14 protein-coding genes are annotated in these 14,407 nt (G+C 59.2%); 2 read left to right on the top strand and 12 right to left on the bottom strand.

Features of this window, described 5'->3' with window-relative positions:
* Positions 1-23: 23 nt before the first annotated feature.
* The 5 genes from IF205_RS02115 to truB form a co-directional block, all read right to left on the bottom strand.
* Positions 24-428: an ACT domain-containing protein gene (locus IF205_RS02115; RefSeq protein ID WP_259781639.1), complete on the bottom strand. Its 405-nt coding sequence runs from the start codon at positions 426-428 to the stop codon at positions 24-26.
* A 163-nt stretch (positions 429-591) separates the two neighbouring features.
* Positions 592-1,158, bottom strand: coding sequence for a PAS domain-containing protein (locus tag IF205_RS02120; RefSeq protein WP_259781640.1), 567 nt, complete (start codon positions 1,156-1,158; stop codon positions 592-594).
* 174 nt (positions 1,159-1,332) lie between these two features.
* Positions 1,333-3,528, bottom strand: coding sequence for a polyribonucleotide nucleotidyltransferase (pnp, locus tag IF205_RS02125; protein WP_259781641.1), 2,196 nt, complete (start codon positions 3,526-3,528; stop codon positions 1,333-1,335).
* 331 nt (positions 3,529-3,859) lie between these two features.
* The gene (gene rpsO, locus IF205_RS02130; protein ID WP_259781642.1) at positions 3,860-4,129 is read right to left on the bottom strand and encodes a 30S ribosomal protein S15; all 270 of its coding nucleotides are present in this window, start codon (positions 4,127-4,129) and stop codon (positions 3,860-3,862) included.
* 27 nt (positions 4,130-4,156) lie between these two features.
* Positions 4,157-5,086, bottom strand: coding sequence for a tRNA pseudouridine(55) synthase TruB (gene truB, locus IF205_RS02135; protein WP_259781643.1), 930 nt, complete (start codon positions 5,084-5,086; stop codon positions 4,157-4,159).
* 208 nt (positions 5,087-5,294) lie between these two features.
* Between truB and IF205_RS20620 the strand changes: the two genes are divergently transcribed.
* Together IF205_RS20620 and IF205_RS02145 are read left to right on the top strand one after the other, a co-directional pair.
* On the top strand, positions 5,295-5,687 hold the full coding sequence (locus IF205_RS20620; RefSeq protein WP_375542670.1) for an ArsR/SmtB family transcription factor: 393 nt from the start codon (positions 5,295-5,297) through the stop codon (positions 5,685-5,687).
* On the top strand, positions 5,684-6,130 hold the full coding sequence (locus tag IF205_RS02145) for a hypothetical protein (RefSeq protein ID WP_259781645.1): 447 nt from the start codon (positions 5,684-5,686) through the stop codon (positions 6,128-6,130). The genes IF205_RS20620 and IF205_RS02145 overlap by 4 nt, the downstream gene beginning before the upstream one ends.
* Before the next feature lie 194 nt (positions 6,131-6,324).
* Here IF205_RS02145 and IF205_RS02150 read toward each other — a convergent pair whose 3' ends face one another.
* From IF205_RS02150 to IF205_RS02180, 7 genes are all read right to left on the bottom strand, one after another.
* A complete protein-coding gene (locus IF205_RS02150; RefSeq protein ID WP_259781646.1) occupies positions 6,325-7,113 on the bottom strand; it encodes a transporter substrate-binding domain-containing protein in 789 nt (262 codons plus the stop codon).
* 94 nt (positions 7,114-7,207) lie between these two features.
* Positions 7,208-7,660, bottom strand: a complete 453-nt coding sequence (gene rbfA, locus IF205_RS02155; protein WP_259781647.1) for a 30S ribosome-binding factor RbfA — start codon at positions 7,658-7,660, stop codon at positions 7,208-7,210.
* 46 nt (positions 7,661-7,706) lie between these two features.
* Positions 7,707-10,301, bottom strand: coding sequence for a translation initiation factor IF-2 (gene infB / locus IF205_RS02160; protein ID WP_259781648.1), 2,595 nt, complete (start codon positions 10,299-10,301; stop codon positions 7,707-7,709).
* 1 nt (position 10,302) lies between these two features.
* Complete coding sequence (locus IF205_RS02165) at positions 10,303-10,947, bottom strand: RNA-binding protein (protein WP_259781649.1); 645 nt, start codon at positions 10,945-10,947, stop codon at positions 10,303-10,305.
* A 34-nt stretch (positions 10,948-10,981) separates the two neighbouring features.
* Positions 10,982-12,577, bottom strand: coding sequence for a transcription termination factor NusA (gene nusA, locus IF205_RS02170; RefSeq protein WP_259781650.1), 1,596 nt, complete (start codon positions 12,575-12,577; stop codon positions 10,982-10,984).
* Positions 12,578-12,643: 66 nt separating this feature from the next.
* Positions 12,644-13,159, bottom strand: coding sequence for a ribosome maturation factor RimP (gene rimP / locus IF205_RS02175; protein WP_259781651.1), 516 nt, complete (start codon positions 13,157-13,159; stop codon positions 12,644-12,646).
* Positions 13,160-13,410: 251 nt separating this feature from the next.
* Positions 13,411-14,355 (bottom strand): SMP-30/gluconolactonase/LRE family protein, encoded by a 945-nt coding sequence (locus IF205_RS02180; protein ID WP_259781652.1) that lies wholly within the window; start codon positions 14,353-14,355, stop codon positions 13,411-13,413.
* Positions 14,356-14,407 lie beyond the last annotated feature (52 nt).

Genomic DNA, 14,407 nt, shown 5'->3' on the forward strand with positions numbered 1-14,407 from the left:
TGACGATCAGATCCGTCGCGGTGTTAATGGTCCTTGGCGGCAAGAAGTTGCAGGATGGAAAGCGCATCGTCGGCCCGGTCGCTGGGCACGAAGATATGATCGTGGAAATAGCCCGCCACCGGGTTCACCGGGATGCCCGCCTCTGCCAGGACCGTGGCGACCTGCGCCATAAAGCCGACCGCCTCCAGCGCGCTGTGCACGTTCAGTGTGATCATATGGCAGGGAAAGACATACTCCAGCTCCAGATGATCCGCCGTTTCCTTGTCGACGATGATGGTCGTGCCTTCCGCCTCATGGAACAGCATCACGGGCTCCAGCGCGTTGGGCACCCGCTCGCCGAAGGGAAAGGTCATGAAGACAAATTCCCCCGGGCGCAGGACCGGCTCCATCGAGGCGATCAGTTTTTCGAGGTTCGTTTCGCCGGTCATGATCGTGATTCCTTATACATCAACACGCTAACCTGACCATGATGCCTTTTTCCGACGCATTGGTGAATAAAAAAGCACCGTTGGGAGAGGCCGTTACAGGACTGCGAGGACGGAAGCATGCAACCGGAACCGCCGGAGCAGCCCGCCACCCCCCTGTGCCACGCTATTCCGGACGCCCCACAATATCCATGAGGCCAAGACTGTAGCGGGGCTGTCCGATGTCGTCGGCCAGCGGCAGGTCAATGGTTTCCAGAGCCACGCGGGTGACACCGAAACGCAGCGCCACCCCATGGCATCGCCAGGGCTGACGACTGGTCAGCACATCATTGAAATAATGCGCCAGGGCGGCATGTTCCTCGCTGTCATAACCCGTTCCCGGCAGGCCGAAGATCAAATCCGTGTCAGTGGGACCGACGATTTCCACCAGAATTTCGCCCTTCACCCGAAACCTGAATTTCCGGCATTCCGGGTCCAGGGCTTCGACAAGACAGATATAGGGGGCAAGATCGATGAAATCGATGATGTCAAATTGGTCGCGCCGCGGCATCTCCCCGTGGAATCCACACCACCATGTCAACAGGCGCATAATCCGGGGAGAGGTGAACTTGGTGTCTTCGGTAACAGGATGCCGTTTGATGTCAAACAGGAAGGGCTCGTGTTTTTCCTCCCCGGAAGCCTGCTTCGGCCTTCCGGTGGATGAACCTGTTTCAAATGGCGTTTCCTTCACCACCAGCATCCCCCATGGCCGGAAGATAGCAACCGCATGTCGCGCCCCATGATATCACAACAGGACGCAGGATGCCTGAAAGGCGAATACACCCTGTCCGCCACAGACCTTCCCGCAAATAGAAAAAGGGCGGCCTCGATGAGACCGCCCCTTTCGGTGCTCCCGATTTAACTCGGGTTATGCGTCGGCATCAGCCTTCTTGCGGCGCGGTTTGCGCGGACCGCGGTCACCACCACGATCGCTGTCGCCACCGCGGTCCTCGGAGGCAGCGCCTTCGATTTCCTCACCGGTTTCCTGATTCACGACTTTCATGGACAGGCGAACCTTGCCACGATCGTCAACGCCCAGGCATTTGACCCAGACTTCGTCGCCTTCATTGCAGACGTCGGTCACCTGGGCGGTGCGGCCCTGGGCCAGTTCGGAGATATGGACCAGGCCGTCACGGTTGCCCATGAAGTTCACAAAGGCGCCGAAATCAACGACTTTGACAACCTTGCCCTTGTAGATCACGCCGGGCTCCGGCTCGGCGACGATGCCTTTGATCCAGTTGTAGGCGGCATCACCGGCATCTTCGTCAACAGCAGCGATCTTGATCGTGCCGTCGTCTTCGATGTCGACTTTCGCGCCCGTGGTTTCGCAGATTTCGCGGATGACCTTACCACCGGTGCCGATCACGTCACGGATCTTCTCGCGCGGGATCGTCAGGGTAACGATGCGCGGTGCGAAGCTGGAGACTTCCTCACGGCCGGAGGTGATCGCCTTGGACATTTCGTTCAGGATATGCAGGCGGCCGTCGCGGGCCTGACCCAGCGCGGTTTCCATGATGTCCTTGGTGATCGAGGTGATCTTGATGTCCATCTGCAAAGAGGTGATACCGTCTTCGGTACCGGCCACCTTGAAGTCCATGTCGCCCAGGTGGTCTTCGTCACCCAGGATGTCGGACAGCACGGCAACGCCATCGTCTTCCTTGATCAGGCCCATGGCGATACCGGCACAGGATTTTTTCAAGGGAACGCCCGCATCCATCAGCGCCAGCGAGGTGCCGCAGACGGTTGCCATGGAGGAAGACCCGTTGGATTCCGTGATCTCGGAGACCACGCGAACCGTGTAGGGGAAGTCTTCCTTGGACGGCAGCATCGGGTGGATTGCACGCCATGCCAGTTTACCGTGACCGATTTCACGACGGCCCGGAGACCCCATGCGGCCTGCTTCACCGACGGAATACGGCGGGAAGTTGTAGTGCAGCATGAAATGCTCACGATATTCGCCAGCCAGTGCGTCGATGATCTGTTCGTCCTGACCGGTGCCCAGCGTGGTCACGACCAGCGCCTGGGTTTCACCGCGGGTGAACAGTGCGGAACCGTGAGTACGGCCGATCACGCCGATTTCGGAGCTGATCGGGCGAACCTGGGTCGTGGTACGACCGTCGATACGGCTGCCGGTTTTCAGGATGTTGCCGCGAACGATGTCGCTTTCCAGGCCCTTGAACAGCTTGCCCGCCAGTTCGACGTCCAGCTCTTCTTCCGCGATCTTTTCCAAAGCCGCTGCCTTCACCTCGGAAACGGCCGCAACGCGGTCCTGTTTGGTGGTGATGGCATAGGCCTCACGCAGGCCGGCGTCAGCCAGTTCAACCAGACGCGCCTTGGTGCTTTCGATAGCGGGATCGGCTTCCGGCATGTCGTAGGGCTCTTTCGCCGCCACTTCAGCCAGGCTGATGATCAGGTCGATCACCGGCTGGAATGCTTCGTGACCGAAGGTCACCGCGCCCAGCATGGTTTCTTCCGACAGCTCCTGGGCTTCGGATTCGACCATCAGAACGCCTTCCTGCGTACCGGCGACAACCAGGTCCAGTTCGCTTTCTTCCATCTGATCCATGGTCGGGTTCAGGACGAACTCGCCATTGATCATGCCGACGCGCGCGCCGCCGATCGGGCCCAGGAAGGGCGCACCGGAAATGGTCAGCGCAGCAGACGCACCGATCATGGCAACCATGTCCGGATCATTTTCCATGTCATGGCTGAGAACGGTCGTGACAACCTGGGTCTCGTTACGGAAACCCGGTACGAACAGCGGACGGATCGGACGGTCGATCAGGCGCGAGGTCAGCGTTTCCTTCTCGGAAGGACGGCCTTCGCGTTTGAAGAAGCCACCCGGGATTTTACCGGCGGCAAAGGTCTTTTCCTGATAATTGACCGTCAGCGGGAAGAAATCCACGCCGGGTTTCTGCTGTTTGGCGAAAACCGCCGTGCAAAGCACCTTGGTGTCACCATAGGTGACCATAACGGCGCCATCTGCCTGACGGGCGATCTGGCCGGTTTCCAGGGTCAGCGTACGCCCGCCCCATTCGATGCTTTTGGTATGTTTATCGAACATATTTTCCTATTCCTCAAATTCCACCACAGGCACCCGCATCCGGATTGATACATCGTGACTGTGGTCTCGCTCGGGCTACAGAGGAAAAGGCGATCACGGAAACAACAGGGCTTGTTTGGCCGTGTTGGCAAATCGAAAAGCGGGCAGCGTCCAGTTGCTTTTCAATATGTCAACACGACCGCATCGGTCATAAGGATCAAAACAAGCCTGGAATGATGTGTCGCGCGATTTGCCTTTTCTTGTTTCCCGTTTCCAGCCCGATATTTTTAGTGACCACCGGGCCGATGGTCAGACGGGGCGCAATCAATGCGCCCCGTCCAATGTCCCACGCTTAGCGGCGAATGCCAAGCTTCGCGATGATTTCCTGGTAACCGCTTTCGCTGTTCTTACGCAGGTAATCAAGATGACGACGGCGCTTACCAACCATCATCAGCAGACCACGGCGGGAGTGGAAGTCCTTTTTGTGGTCTTTCAGATGTTCGGTCAGGTTACGGATCCGTTCGGTCAGGATCGCGATCTGAACTTCGGAGGAACCGGTGTCGCCGTCTTTGGCGCCGAATTCCTTGATGAGTTCAGCCTTGCGTTCAGCAGTAATGGACATAAGTACTTTCCTTCTGCGGCATCGGGTTCAATAGCTCAAAACCCGGATTGGTCTGATTTCGCCCTTCCCGAATACGGTCAGGGCCACCACCTTGCCGTCCAGCAGGGCGATTACCGTATCGCCTGTCTGCAAACCGGCGATGCGGTCCAAATCAATCTTCCGGAGAAGGGAAACCGCCTGGCCATTTCGAAGCCGGGCCGCCTGCCCTTCGTCTAAGGTCAACGCCGGGATGCCGGCCAGCGCTACCTCAATGGGCAGAAGATATTCTGCCACATCGGCGGCGTTATGCGCTTTTTCGCTCAGTTCTTCAAGCGAAATCGCATGGGATTCATCGAAGGAACCCACCTTAATCCGCCGCAATTGTGTCAGATGGGCGCGCGCCCCCAACATCTGGGCCAGGTCCCGGCCCAGCGAGCGCACATAAAAGCCTTTTCCGCAGGTCACTTCGAACTCCGCATGGTCCTCGTCGATGACCCGAAGCAGCGTCAGATCGTGGCAGATTACCTCGCGCGCCTTCAGTTCCGGTGTCTTGCCTTCCCGCGCCAGGTCATAGGCACGCTTGCCGTCCACCTTGATTGCGGAAAAGATCGGCGGGACCTGTTCAATCGTGCCGACGAATTTCGGCAGCACGGCCAGGATTTCCGCCTCCGTCGGGCGTTTGTCGGAAGTGGCCACCTCTGCGCCTTCATAATCGCAGCTATCGGTCTCCACACCCCATTTCAGGGTGAAGCGATAGGCCTTCTCGCCTTCCATCACATAATTGACGGTCTTGGTGGCCTCGCCCAGCGCAATCGGCAGCAACCCCGTGGCAAAGGGGTCCAACGTGCCGCCATGGCCCGCCTTCTGCGCCTGCAGGATGCCGCGCACCTTGTTCACCACCGGCGTGGAGCCCATGCCCTCCGCCTTGTCGATGATCACCCAGCCATGAACCGGATTGCCCTTGCGTTTACGCGCCATGACGCCTGACCCCAAGAATTACTGAATGCGAGGGCTTTTTAGGCGCAATGAGCGGGGAATCCAAGCCTTTTACGCTATCAAACCTCGCTATAGAAACATCGCCACTTTTCTCAATCTCAGGGAGCGGTCATGCCACGCCTGTGTCTGTCACATGCGAAAATCCCCAGCAGATCATTGACTTTGTATAGTATAATTCAATTATTGTTGAATGATTGAATTAAATCAGTCCGCCGCGTTTGAAGCCCTTGAGCACGACCTTCGTCTTGCCATTATCCGATTGCTCATCCCTGCGGGACAGGACGGCATATCGGCCGGAACGATTGCCGACACTCTTCGCCTTCCGCCAAATAGGCTCTCGTTTCATCTGAATCGCCTCGCGGCAACCGGGCTTATAGAGAACCGGCGTCAGGGTCGGCACTTGTTTTATGCAATCCGATACACCGCCCTTCGCGAACTCGTCAGGTTTCTGGTGGAGGATTGTTGCGCAGATGCCCCCTCCGGATGTCTGCCAGACTGCCCAACCGCAAAGGGTGGTGCGGAGGATATCGGACCGACAGCGCCGGATGAGATTGCGGCCCAAACAACTGAAGGAGTAAAATGATGCGATTTCATAAACTCCCCGCCAGCGAATGGTGGAAAGCACTTGCCATCGGCCTCGCAAACGGAATTCTGCTATCCGCCGTCATGGTTCCGGCAATGAAGACAGGTATTTCGCCGTTTCCGAAACCAGTCGGCCTGGCCTTTGCGGAAACCCTGCTGAACAGATCCTTGCCCTTACCCGTGGGACTGCTGTTTCATCTTGCCTATGTCACGTTCTGGTCGATGGCGTTTGTCGCCTTTCTCCGCCAAAGCATGACGCTTAGAAACGCCCTTATACTGGCTCTATTTCTGTGGGTTGTTGCGCTCGTCGTCTTCTTTCCGCTCATCGGCTGGGGCCTGTTCGGATTGGGCATCAGTCCAAAACTGATCATTGCATCCGTCGTGCCACATCTTCTGTTCGGGGTGTTCCTTTGGGGACTCTGCCGCGCCGTTTTCCGGACGTAATGAGAAAGCCCACTCTTCCTCATCCCGGATTTCGTCATCGAAATCGCTGTCGTCGTCTTCGTCCTCATCATCGTCGTGATGCAGGTCGCGGGCGACTTCGGGGCTGCGGAGAAGCTCATCAATATGGCTCGCTTCGTCGAAGCCTTCGTCACATTGGATAGTGACTACCAGCTTGGGTTTTAGCCCCCGGACGTTCAGTTCACATAGGGCTTGGACGTCGGTTCGATATAGGCCGTGCCCAGAATTCGGGACAGTTCTCCGGACCGCCGCTGTGCGTCCAGTGCGCCGTTGATCGCCTGCAGGAAGGACCGGTTGCGCGGATTGCGGTGACAGACGATGCGTTCCGCCACCTCAAAAAAGCTGTAGTCGGGATCAAAATTCGGCCGGGGCAGGCCCAACGCCTTCGCCACCAGAACATCCTCCGGCAGGTAACCGATAACCGCGTCCACACGTTTGTATTTCAACAGCAATCGCATGCTCTGCAGCGAACTGCTGACCGGAATCCTGTGGCCAAGTACTGTCTGCTCCCCTGTAATCAGGGGGGTAAGCGTGGGGCCGAAGCCATAGCCTTCGGTAAAGGCCACACTCATGCCATGCAACTGGTCCATATGGGTGATTTTGGGAAGGCCTAGCGCGGTGAAAACATGAACCCGGGCGAAATTCACCGGATCGGACTGAAGAAAGTCATTCGCATCCAATCCCATTTCCGCCACGTTCCTGACATCGGTCGGGAAAATACAGTCCGCAATCGGCGTGTCGGAGACCAGGTCGCGAATGGCCCGCCGCACCGGGCTGCGCGTAAAGGCAAAGCTTTGGCCTTTCGCCCGCCGGCCAAGCGCCGCCATGACACGCGTATAGGGCCCGTCTCCCTCCAGCGGCAAAAGCTGGGGAACCTCAAAGCCGATTACATGAACGTCTTTCGCCAAGACCGGACCAGCCAGGAGACATAAAGCCGCCATCAGCCAAACGCCAAGGATACGCATATACCTTCTTCTTCAAACCCCGGTTCAAACAAATCCGGGCCATCCTATAGAGAAGATATTAACGCGGTCCTAAAGAATTCTCTAATAAGAAAGCCTACTCTTCCTCATCCCGGATTTCGTCGTCGAAATCGCTGTCGTCGTCTTCGTCCTCATCATCGTCGTGATGCAGGTCGCGGGCGACTTCGGGGCTGCGGAGAAGCTCGTCAATATGGCTCGCTTCGTCGAAGCTCTGGTCATATTGGAAGGAGAGCATAGGCGCGAATTTCAGGTGGATCGCCTTGGCAATCTGGCTGCGCAGGAAGGGGGCGACGCGGCGCAAGCCCTTGAGGACTTCCTTGCGTTCCGCCGTGTCCAACCCGCCCAGCGGCACGACAAAGGCGGTCGCGTTGCGCAAATCGGGACTGGCGCGGACTTCCGTGACGGTCAGCGTGACATGGGCCAGCGCCGGGTCCCGGAATTCTTCGCGCATGAATACGCCGGACAATGCATGACGAATTTCCTCGCCCACACGCAATTGCCGCTGCGATGGTGCTTTTCCTCGGCTCATTGTCCGAAACCTCTACAGAAATTGGAGAGCGGGAAGAGGCGGGAGCTTAAAGCTCCCGCGCCACTTCCTCGATCTCGAACGCTTCGATAACGTCACCGGCCTTGATGTCGTCGTAATTCTCGAAGGCCATGCCGCATTCGTAACCGCTCTGTACTTCGCGGACATCGTCCTTGAAGCGTTTGAGGGTCTTGAGCGCCCCTTCGTGAATGACAACGTCGTCGCGCAGCAGGCGAACCTTGGCGCCACGCTTGACCATGCCTTCGGTGACATAACAACCGCCGACCTTGCCGACCTTGGTGATGTTGAAGACATCGCGGATTTCCGCATAGCCCAGGAATTTCTCGCGAACTTCCGGCGCCAGCAGGCCACCCAGGATCTTCTTGGCATCGTCGATCAGGTCGTAGATGACGGAATAGTAGCGGATGTCCACACCGTCGCGGCGCGCCAGATCGCGGGCCTGCGGGTTGGCGCGGACGTTGAAGCCCACCACGATACCGCCGGTGGAGGCCGCCAGCGTGATATCGGACTCGGTGATACCACCGACCGCACCATGCAATACGCGGACCTTGACCTCGTCGGTCGCCATCTTGTCGAGGGAAGCAACGATGGCTTCCAGGGACCCCTGAACGTCGGTCTTGATGACGATCGGCAGTTCCTTGACCTCGCCCGCCTTGATCTGGCTGAACATCTGCTCCAGCGTGCCGCGACCGGCAACCACCTGGGCGGCTTCCTTGGCTTTACGCTGACGATATTCGGCGATTTCACGGGCCTTGGATTCATCCTCGGTCACCACGAATTCGTCACCGGCCTGCGGCGTGCCCTGGAGACCCAGGACCTCAACCGGGACAGACGGTCCGGCTTCCGTGACGTTACGGCCACGGTCGTCCAGCAGGGCACGGACACGACCGGATTCCGCACCCGCCACGAAGACGTCGCCGACGCGCAGCGTACCGCGCTGTACCAGGACGGTTGCAACGGAGCCACGGCCTTTTTCCAGCTTGGCTTCGACCACTGCGCCTTCGGCAGCACGGTTCGGGTTGGCCGTCAGCTCCAGCATTTCCGCCTGCAGCAGGATGGATTCTTCCAGCTTGTCCAGGTTCATGCCGGTCTTGGCGGAGATGTCGATGACCTGGACGTCACCGCCCATTTCCTCCGGCACCAGTTCTTCTTCCAGCAACTGGGTGCGGACCCGATAGGGATCGACGCCCGGTTTGTCGCATTTGTTGACCGCCACGATGATCGGCACTTCCGCCGCCTTGGCGTGGGCGATCACCTCACGGGTCTGCGGCTGGATACCGTCGTCTGCCGCGACGATCAGGATCACGATATCGGTCACCTGGGCACCGCGCATACGCATCTGGGTAAAGGCCGCGTGGCCCGGCGTATCGAGGAAGGTGATCTCGTCACCGGAGCTGAGCTTCACCTGATAGGCACCGATATGCTGGGTAATGCCACCGGCCTCACCAGCCGCAACATCGGTTTTGCGAAGCGCATCCAACAGCGAGGTTTTACCGTGGTCGACGTGACCCATGACGGTGACAACAGGCGCGCGCGCCTTCAGGTCTTCCTCGCGGTCGTCCGCCGTTTTCAGAACGTCCTCCACATCGGATTCAGACACACGAACGATCTTGTGGCCGAATTCCTCAACCACCAGTTCGGCAGTATCGGCATCGATGCTCTGGTTCTGGGTCGCCATGACGCCGAGTTTCATCATGGTCTTGATGACGTCGCCAACGCGTTCTGCCATACGGTTTGCCAGATCGGCAACAGTGATGGCTTCCGGTACGGTTACTTCGCGGATAACTTTCTCACCTCTGGCACGGCGTTCGCGTGCCTGCTGCTTTTCTTTTTCACGGGCACGCTTGATCGCGGCCATGGAGCGGACGCGCGGCATGCCTTCGTCACCATCCAGCGCCTGGCTGATGGTCAGCTTGCCCTGACGGCGACGCTGGTCGCCACCACGGGCCGGGCGTGCCGGCTGTGCGGCTTTCTTGGCATCGGCGTCACCGCCGGCCTTGCTTTTGATCTTGGGCTTCGCCGCAGCAGGACCCGCATCAGCAGCAGCGGCGGCGGCCTTACCGGCCTTCGCATCAGCCTGCCTGGGCGCTTCCTTCTTGGCGGCAGCCGCCTTTTTCTCTTCTGCTTCGAGCTGCTTGGCTGCTTCGGCTTCGGCCTTGCGCTTGGCTTCCATTTCGGCTGCCAGCTTGGCTTCTTCCTCTTTCTGGGCCAGTTCCGCCTTGGCTTCGGCCTCTTTGCGTGCTTCCTCTTCTTCCGCACGACGTTTGGCCGCTTCCTTGGCGCGCTCTTCCGCCTCGGCCTTCTCGCGCTTCAGACGCTCTTCTTCCTGCGCGGCCCCGGCAAGCGCCTTCAGGCGGCGCTGGCGTTCGGTTTCCGACAGGCCATCGGGGCCGATCGCATCCATATCCGTGGTCGGGTTGCCGTTGGCATCGACCGCACGCATCCGACCGCTCTTGCCGCGTTCGAACGTGCGCTTCTTCTTGACTTCCACGGTCACGGTTTTCGACCGGCCGTGGCTGAAGCTCTGCTTGACTTGCCCGGTTTCCACCGTCTTCTTCAGTTCAAGCCGTCCCGGTTTCCCGAGCGTCAGCTTCTTTCCGCCGTCGTCCTTGGTCTCGCTCATCTTACCCTTCTTCCTCTGGAGATTCCGTAAGACGGAACCCCGCTAACCGTGCCGCGTCGGCCATAAGGCCGTCCGCCAATCCTCCCGGAGCCACCCAGACATGGACCGCATTGTCCTTGCCGAATGCTCCTGCGATTTCCTGCGCCGTCAAAAGCGCGATCACCGGGCGCTGGCCCGCCAGCGCGCTGATCTTCCGACGCCCGTCATCGGCGCCGTCCCGGGCCGCCAGGACAATGCCCGACGCGTCGGCCTTCAAGGCCGCCCGGACTTTTTCAAACCCGGTCACTGCCGCCCCTGCCCGATTGGCGCGCGACAGCCAGTCCGCGCATCGCCGGGCCAACAGGGCCTCCACGCGATCCGCCAAATCTTCCGGCGCAACAACCCGCCGACGTGCCGCCCGTGAAAAAAGGCTGCGTTCGCAGGCTGTCTTAATGCTTTCGCGGTCTGCGCTCAACCACATTCCGCGCCCCGGCAGTGACGCCTTCAGGTCGGGAACGACCTCATCGTCCGGTCCGACCACAAAACGGATCATCCGATCCCGGGGTTTTCTCTCTCCGGTGGCGAGACAACGACGGACCGTTTCCACCTTCTTCCGGCCCTTTTCCGGACCGTCATCCAGGCTTTCGTCAATCTCTTCCGTCGTCATCTGCGCGTGTCACCTCCAACCGTCGGGCGGGCCCTTAGGCCTCGTCCCCTTCGGCTGCTTCTTCTTCGCCTTCACCGGCCTCTTGTTCGGCCCGCATGGCATCCAGGTCTTCCTGCGTGAACCAACCGGCCTTCACACGGGCATCCATGATCAGGTCGCTGGCAGCCTGTTCGGACATTTTGAAGTCCTTCAGAATGCCGTCTTCCGGGCTGGTCACTTCGTCGGCCGCGAGGTCGGCGAAATCGTCCAACTTGGTCACACCGGCCTCACCCAGAGCCACAACCATGGCCGTGGTCAGACCTTCCAGTTCGTAGAGGTCGTCTTCAACGCCCAGTTCCTTACGGCGCTGGTCGAGACGCTCGTTTTCCGCTTCCAGGAAGGACCGTGCACGGTTGCGCAGCTCATTGGCCACATCGTCGTCAAAGCCTTCGATGGAGGCCAGTTCGTCAACCGGGACATAAGCCACTTCGTCAACCGTGGTGAAGCCTTCGGTCACCAGCAGGCGGGAAATCACTTCGTCCACATCCAGGGCTTCCATGAAACGCTGGCTGCGTTCGTTGAATTCCGACTGGCGTTTCTCGGACTCTTCCTCTTCGGTCATGATGTCGATGTCCCAACCGGTCAGCATCGACGCCAGACGCACATTCTGGCCGCGGCGGCCAATGGCGAGGCTGAGCTGGTCATCGGGAACGACAACTTCCATCTTGCCGCTTTCCTCGTCCATGACGATCTTGCTGACTTCCGCCGGGGCAAGTGCGTTGACCGTATAGGTCGCGTCTTCCTGGCTCCAGGGGATGATATCGATCTTCTCACCCTGCAGTTCGGTCACCACCGCCTGGACGCGGCTGCCGCGCATACCGACGCAGGCGCCGACCGGGTCGATGGAACCGTCATGGGAAATCACGCCGATCTTGGCGCGGCTGCCCGGATCACGGGCAACGCCCTTGATCTCGATGACGCCGTCATAGATTTCCGGTACTTCCTGACCGAACAGTTTCGCCATGAACTGCGGATGGGTCCGGGACAGGAAGATCTGCGGGCCGCGCTGTTCGCGGCGCACGTCAAAGATATAGGCCCGCACGCGGTCGCCGCGTTTGAAATGCTCACGCGGGATGATCTCGTCACGGCGCAGCACGCCTTCGGCACGGCCCAGGTCCAGGGTCACATTGCCGAATTCCACACGCTTGACGATGCCGTTGACGATCTCGCCGATGCGATCCTTGTATTCGTTATACTGGCGCTCGCGCTCTGCCTCGCGCACCTTCTGCACGATGACCTGCTTGGCGGTCTGGGCGGCGATACGGCCGAAATCGATCGGCGGCAGCACGTCCACGAAGAATTCGCCGACCTCGACGTCATCCTTGAACTTGCGGGCGTCAGCCAGATTTAGCTGGGTGACTTCGTTTTCCACCTCGTCGACGACTTCGGTATAGCGCGCCAAGGTGATTTCACCGGTTTTGCGGTCAATGCTGGCACGGATGTCATGGTCGTGACCATATTTGGACCGACCGGCTTTTTGAATCGCCTGCTCCATTGCCTCCAGGACCTGCTCGCGGTCGATACTTTTTTCGCGGGCCACTGCGTCGGCCACTGCGAGCATATCCGTACGGGTAATTGCGACACCTTCCATTGTTCCATCCGTCCTTTAAGCCGCGGCCGATCCTCTCGGCATGGCGGCATAGCCACGTTTAAGCGATCAGCCTTCGTCGGCTGCGTCATTGGCCGGCGTACCGGCCTTCAACAATGCGTCGGACATGAGCAGCTTCGCTTGCTTCACATCCTTGAGCGGCAAGGCAATTTCAACCTGCTCGCCCTGATATTTGATTTCCAGATGCACGTGGTCGTCCACGAGCCCCAGAAGCTTGCCCTGAAAACGCTTTTGCCCGTCGATCGGCATTTCCATCTCGACCTTGGCGTCGAAACCGGCGAACCGTTCAAAGTCCCTCGGGCGGGAAAGCGGCCGGTCGATGCCGGGGGAGCTGACCTCCAAAGTATACCGGTCTTCGATCGGGTCTTCCACATCCAGAATGGCCGAAACCTCACGGCTGACATCGGCACAGTCATCCACCGTCACCAGTTCCTCGTCCAGGCGGTCGATCATGATCAACAGCTTGGGCCGCTTGTCGCCGGACAATTGCAGCTTGATGATGTCAAAGCCCATATCCGCCAATGCCGGCGAAATCAGTTCCTTAATGTGGGCGACAGGACGCATGAAAACTCCTTGTAGACGGGCCCGACCCTTAAGGTATCGGTCCCCGGCCTTTCGGCCAACAGCCGCAAAGGCGACCGGGTCAAAGCCGTTCAGGTATTAAAAAAGGCGGGCCGCAGCCCACCTCCGGAAAGTCGCTGCCCAATCAAGGACGCGAACTCAAGGCAGGCCCCTTATACAGAAAGCCACCGAAAAGCTCAAGGGCTTTCCGGTGGCTTTCAAAACAAGGTGAAGCAAGGGGTGAATTTAGCCCCCTACAGCGGCAAATCGACCTTCTGGATCGAGAAGGGAAGCTTGGCCGGTTGGGGACCGTCCTTGACAAAAAGCTTGTTCAACTGCCCCTCGACCAGCCAGGCCTTTCCACCCTGGATTGCGACCGTGGTTGGCGCGATAAAGCCGTCTTTGACGACATCGATATCCGCCTTGTCCGCACTCAGCGAAAGCCGGGTCAGCGCCCCGTTGCCTTCCACCAGCAACAGACGATCCTTGGACAGGGTCTTCAGGCCATCAGCCAGAACCAGAGGCCGGTCTGTCGTCATTTTGCGCACAGACGATACATCGCCCTCGTCATTAAGGCTGAGCCGATACAGCCCGCCTTCCACATAGGTCACCACATAGAGGGTATTGTCATCGGTAAAGGTCAGCCCGTTCAGACCGAATTGCGCCGTCTGGAAGCGATCGTCCCGGAACATGACCTCCAGTTTGTCCGCTCCCGGCTTCAGGCGCAGAATGCGCGGCGCGAAGGAATCCGTCACGTAGACAGCACCCTTTGAATCCATCGCGATATCATTGCAGAAACCGCCACCCGGCAGGGCGTAGCGCCCCTTGTCCGCACCGGTTGCCGCATCGAAAGCCAACAGGGCCGGTTTCGCATGGCCCGTCAGACGCCCGACACCCGGGTCGGAGGAACAGACCCAAAGGGTTCCCTTGTTTTCATCCAGCAACATGCCGATGGCTGACACAAGACCATTGCTTCCCGCCTTGATAAAGGGTTCTGCCTGGGTAGCGCCGGGCTGACGGCGAAAGATCCGTCCTTCGTAGACGCTGCCGACATAGGCCGTGCCGTCGGAGGCCATGGTGATACCTTCCGGGAAAGTCGTCTCCCCCGGGAGGGTGAAGGCATCTTCCGCCTGGGCCGCGCAGGACAGGCCGAGCGCCACAAGCGTCCCGGCGACAAAGCTTTTGGGGGGAAATCTCATTTTCTGTCGTCCCAATCAGTGAAAACCGTTGGAAGACAATGACATGATGATC

The organism is Aestuariispira ectoiniformans, from assembly GCF_025136295.1.
GTDB lineage: Bacteria > Pseudomonadota > Alphaproteobacteria > UBA8366 > Aestuariispiraceae > Aestuariispira_A > Aestuariispira_A ectoiniformans.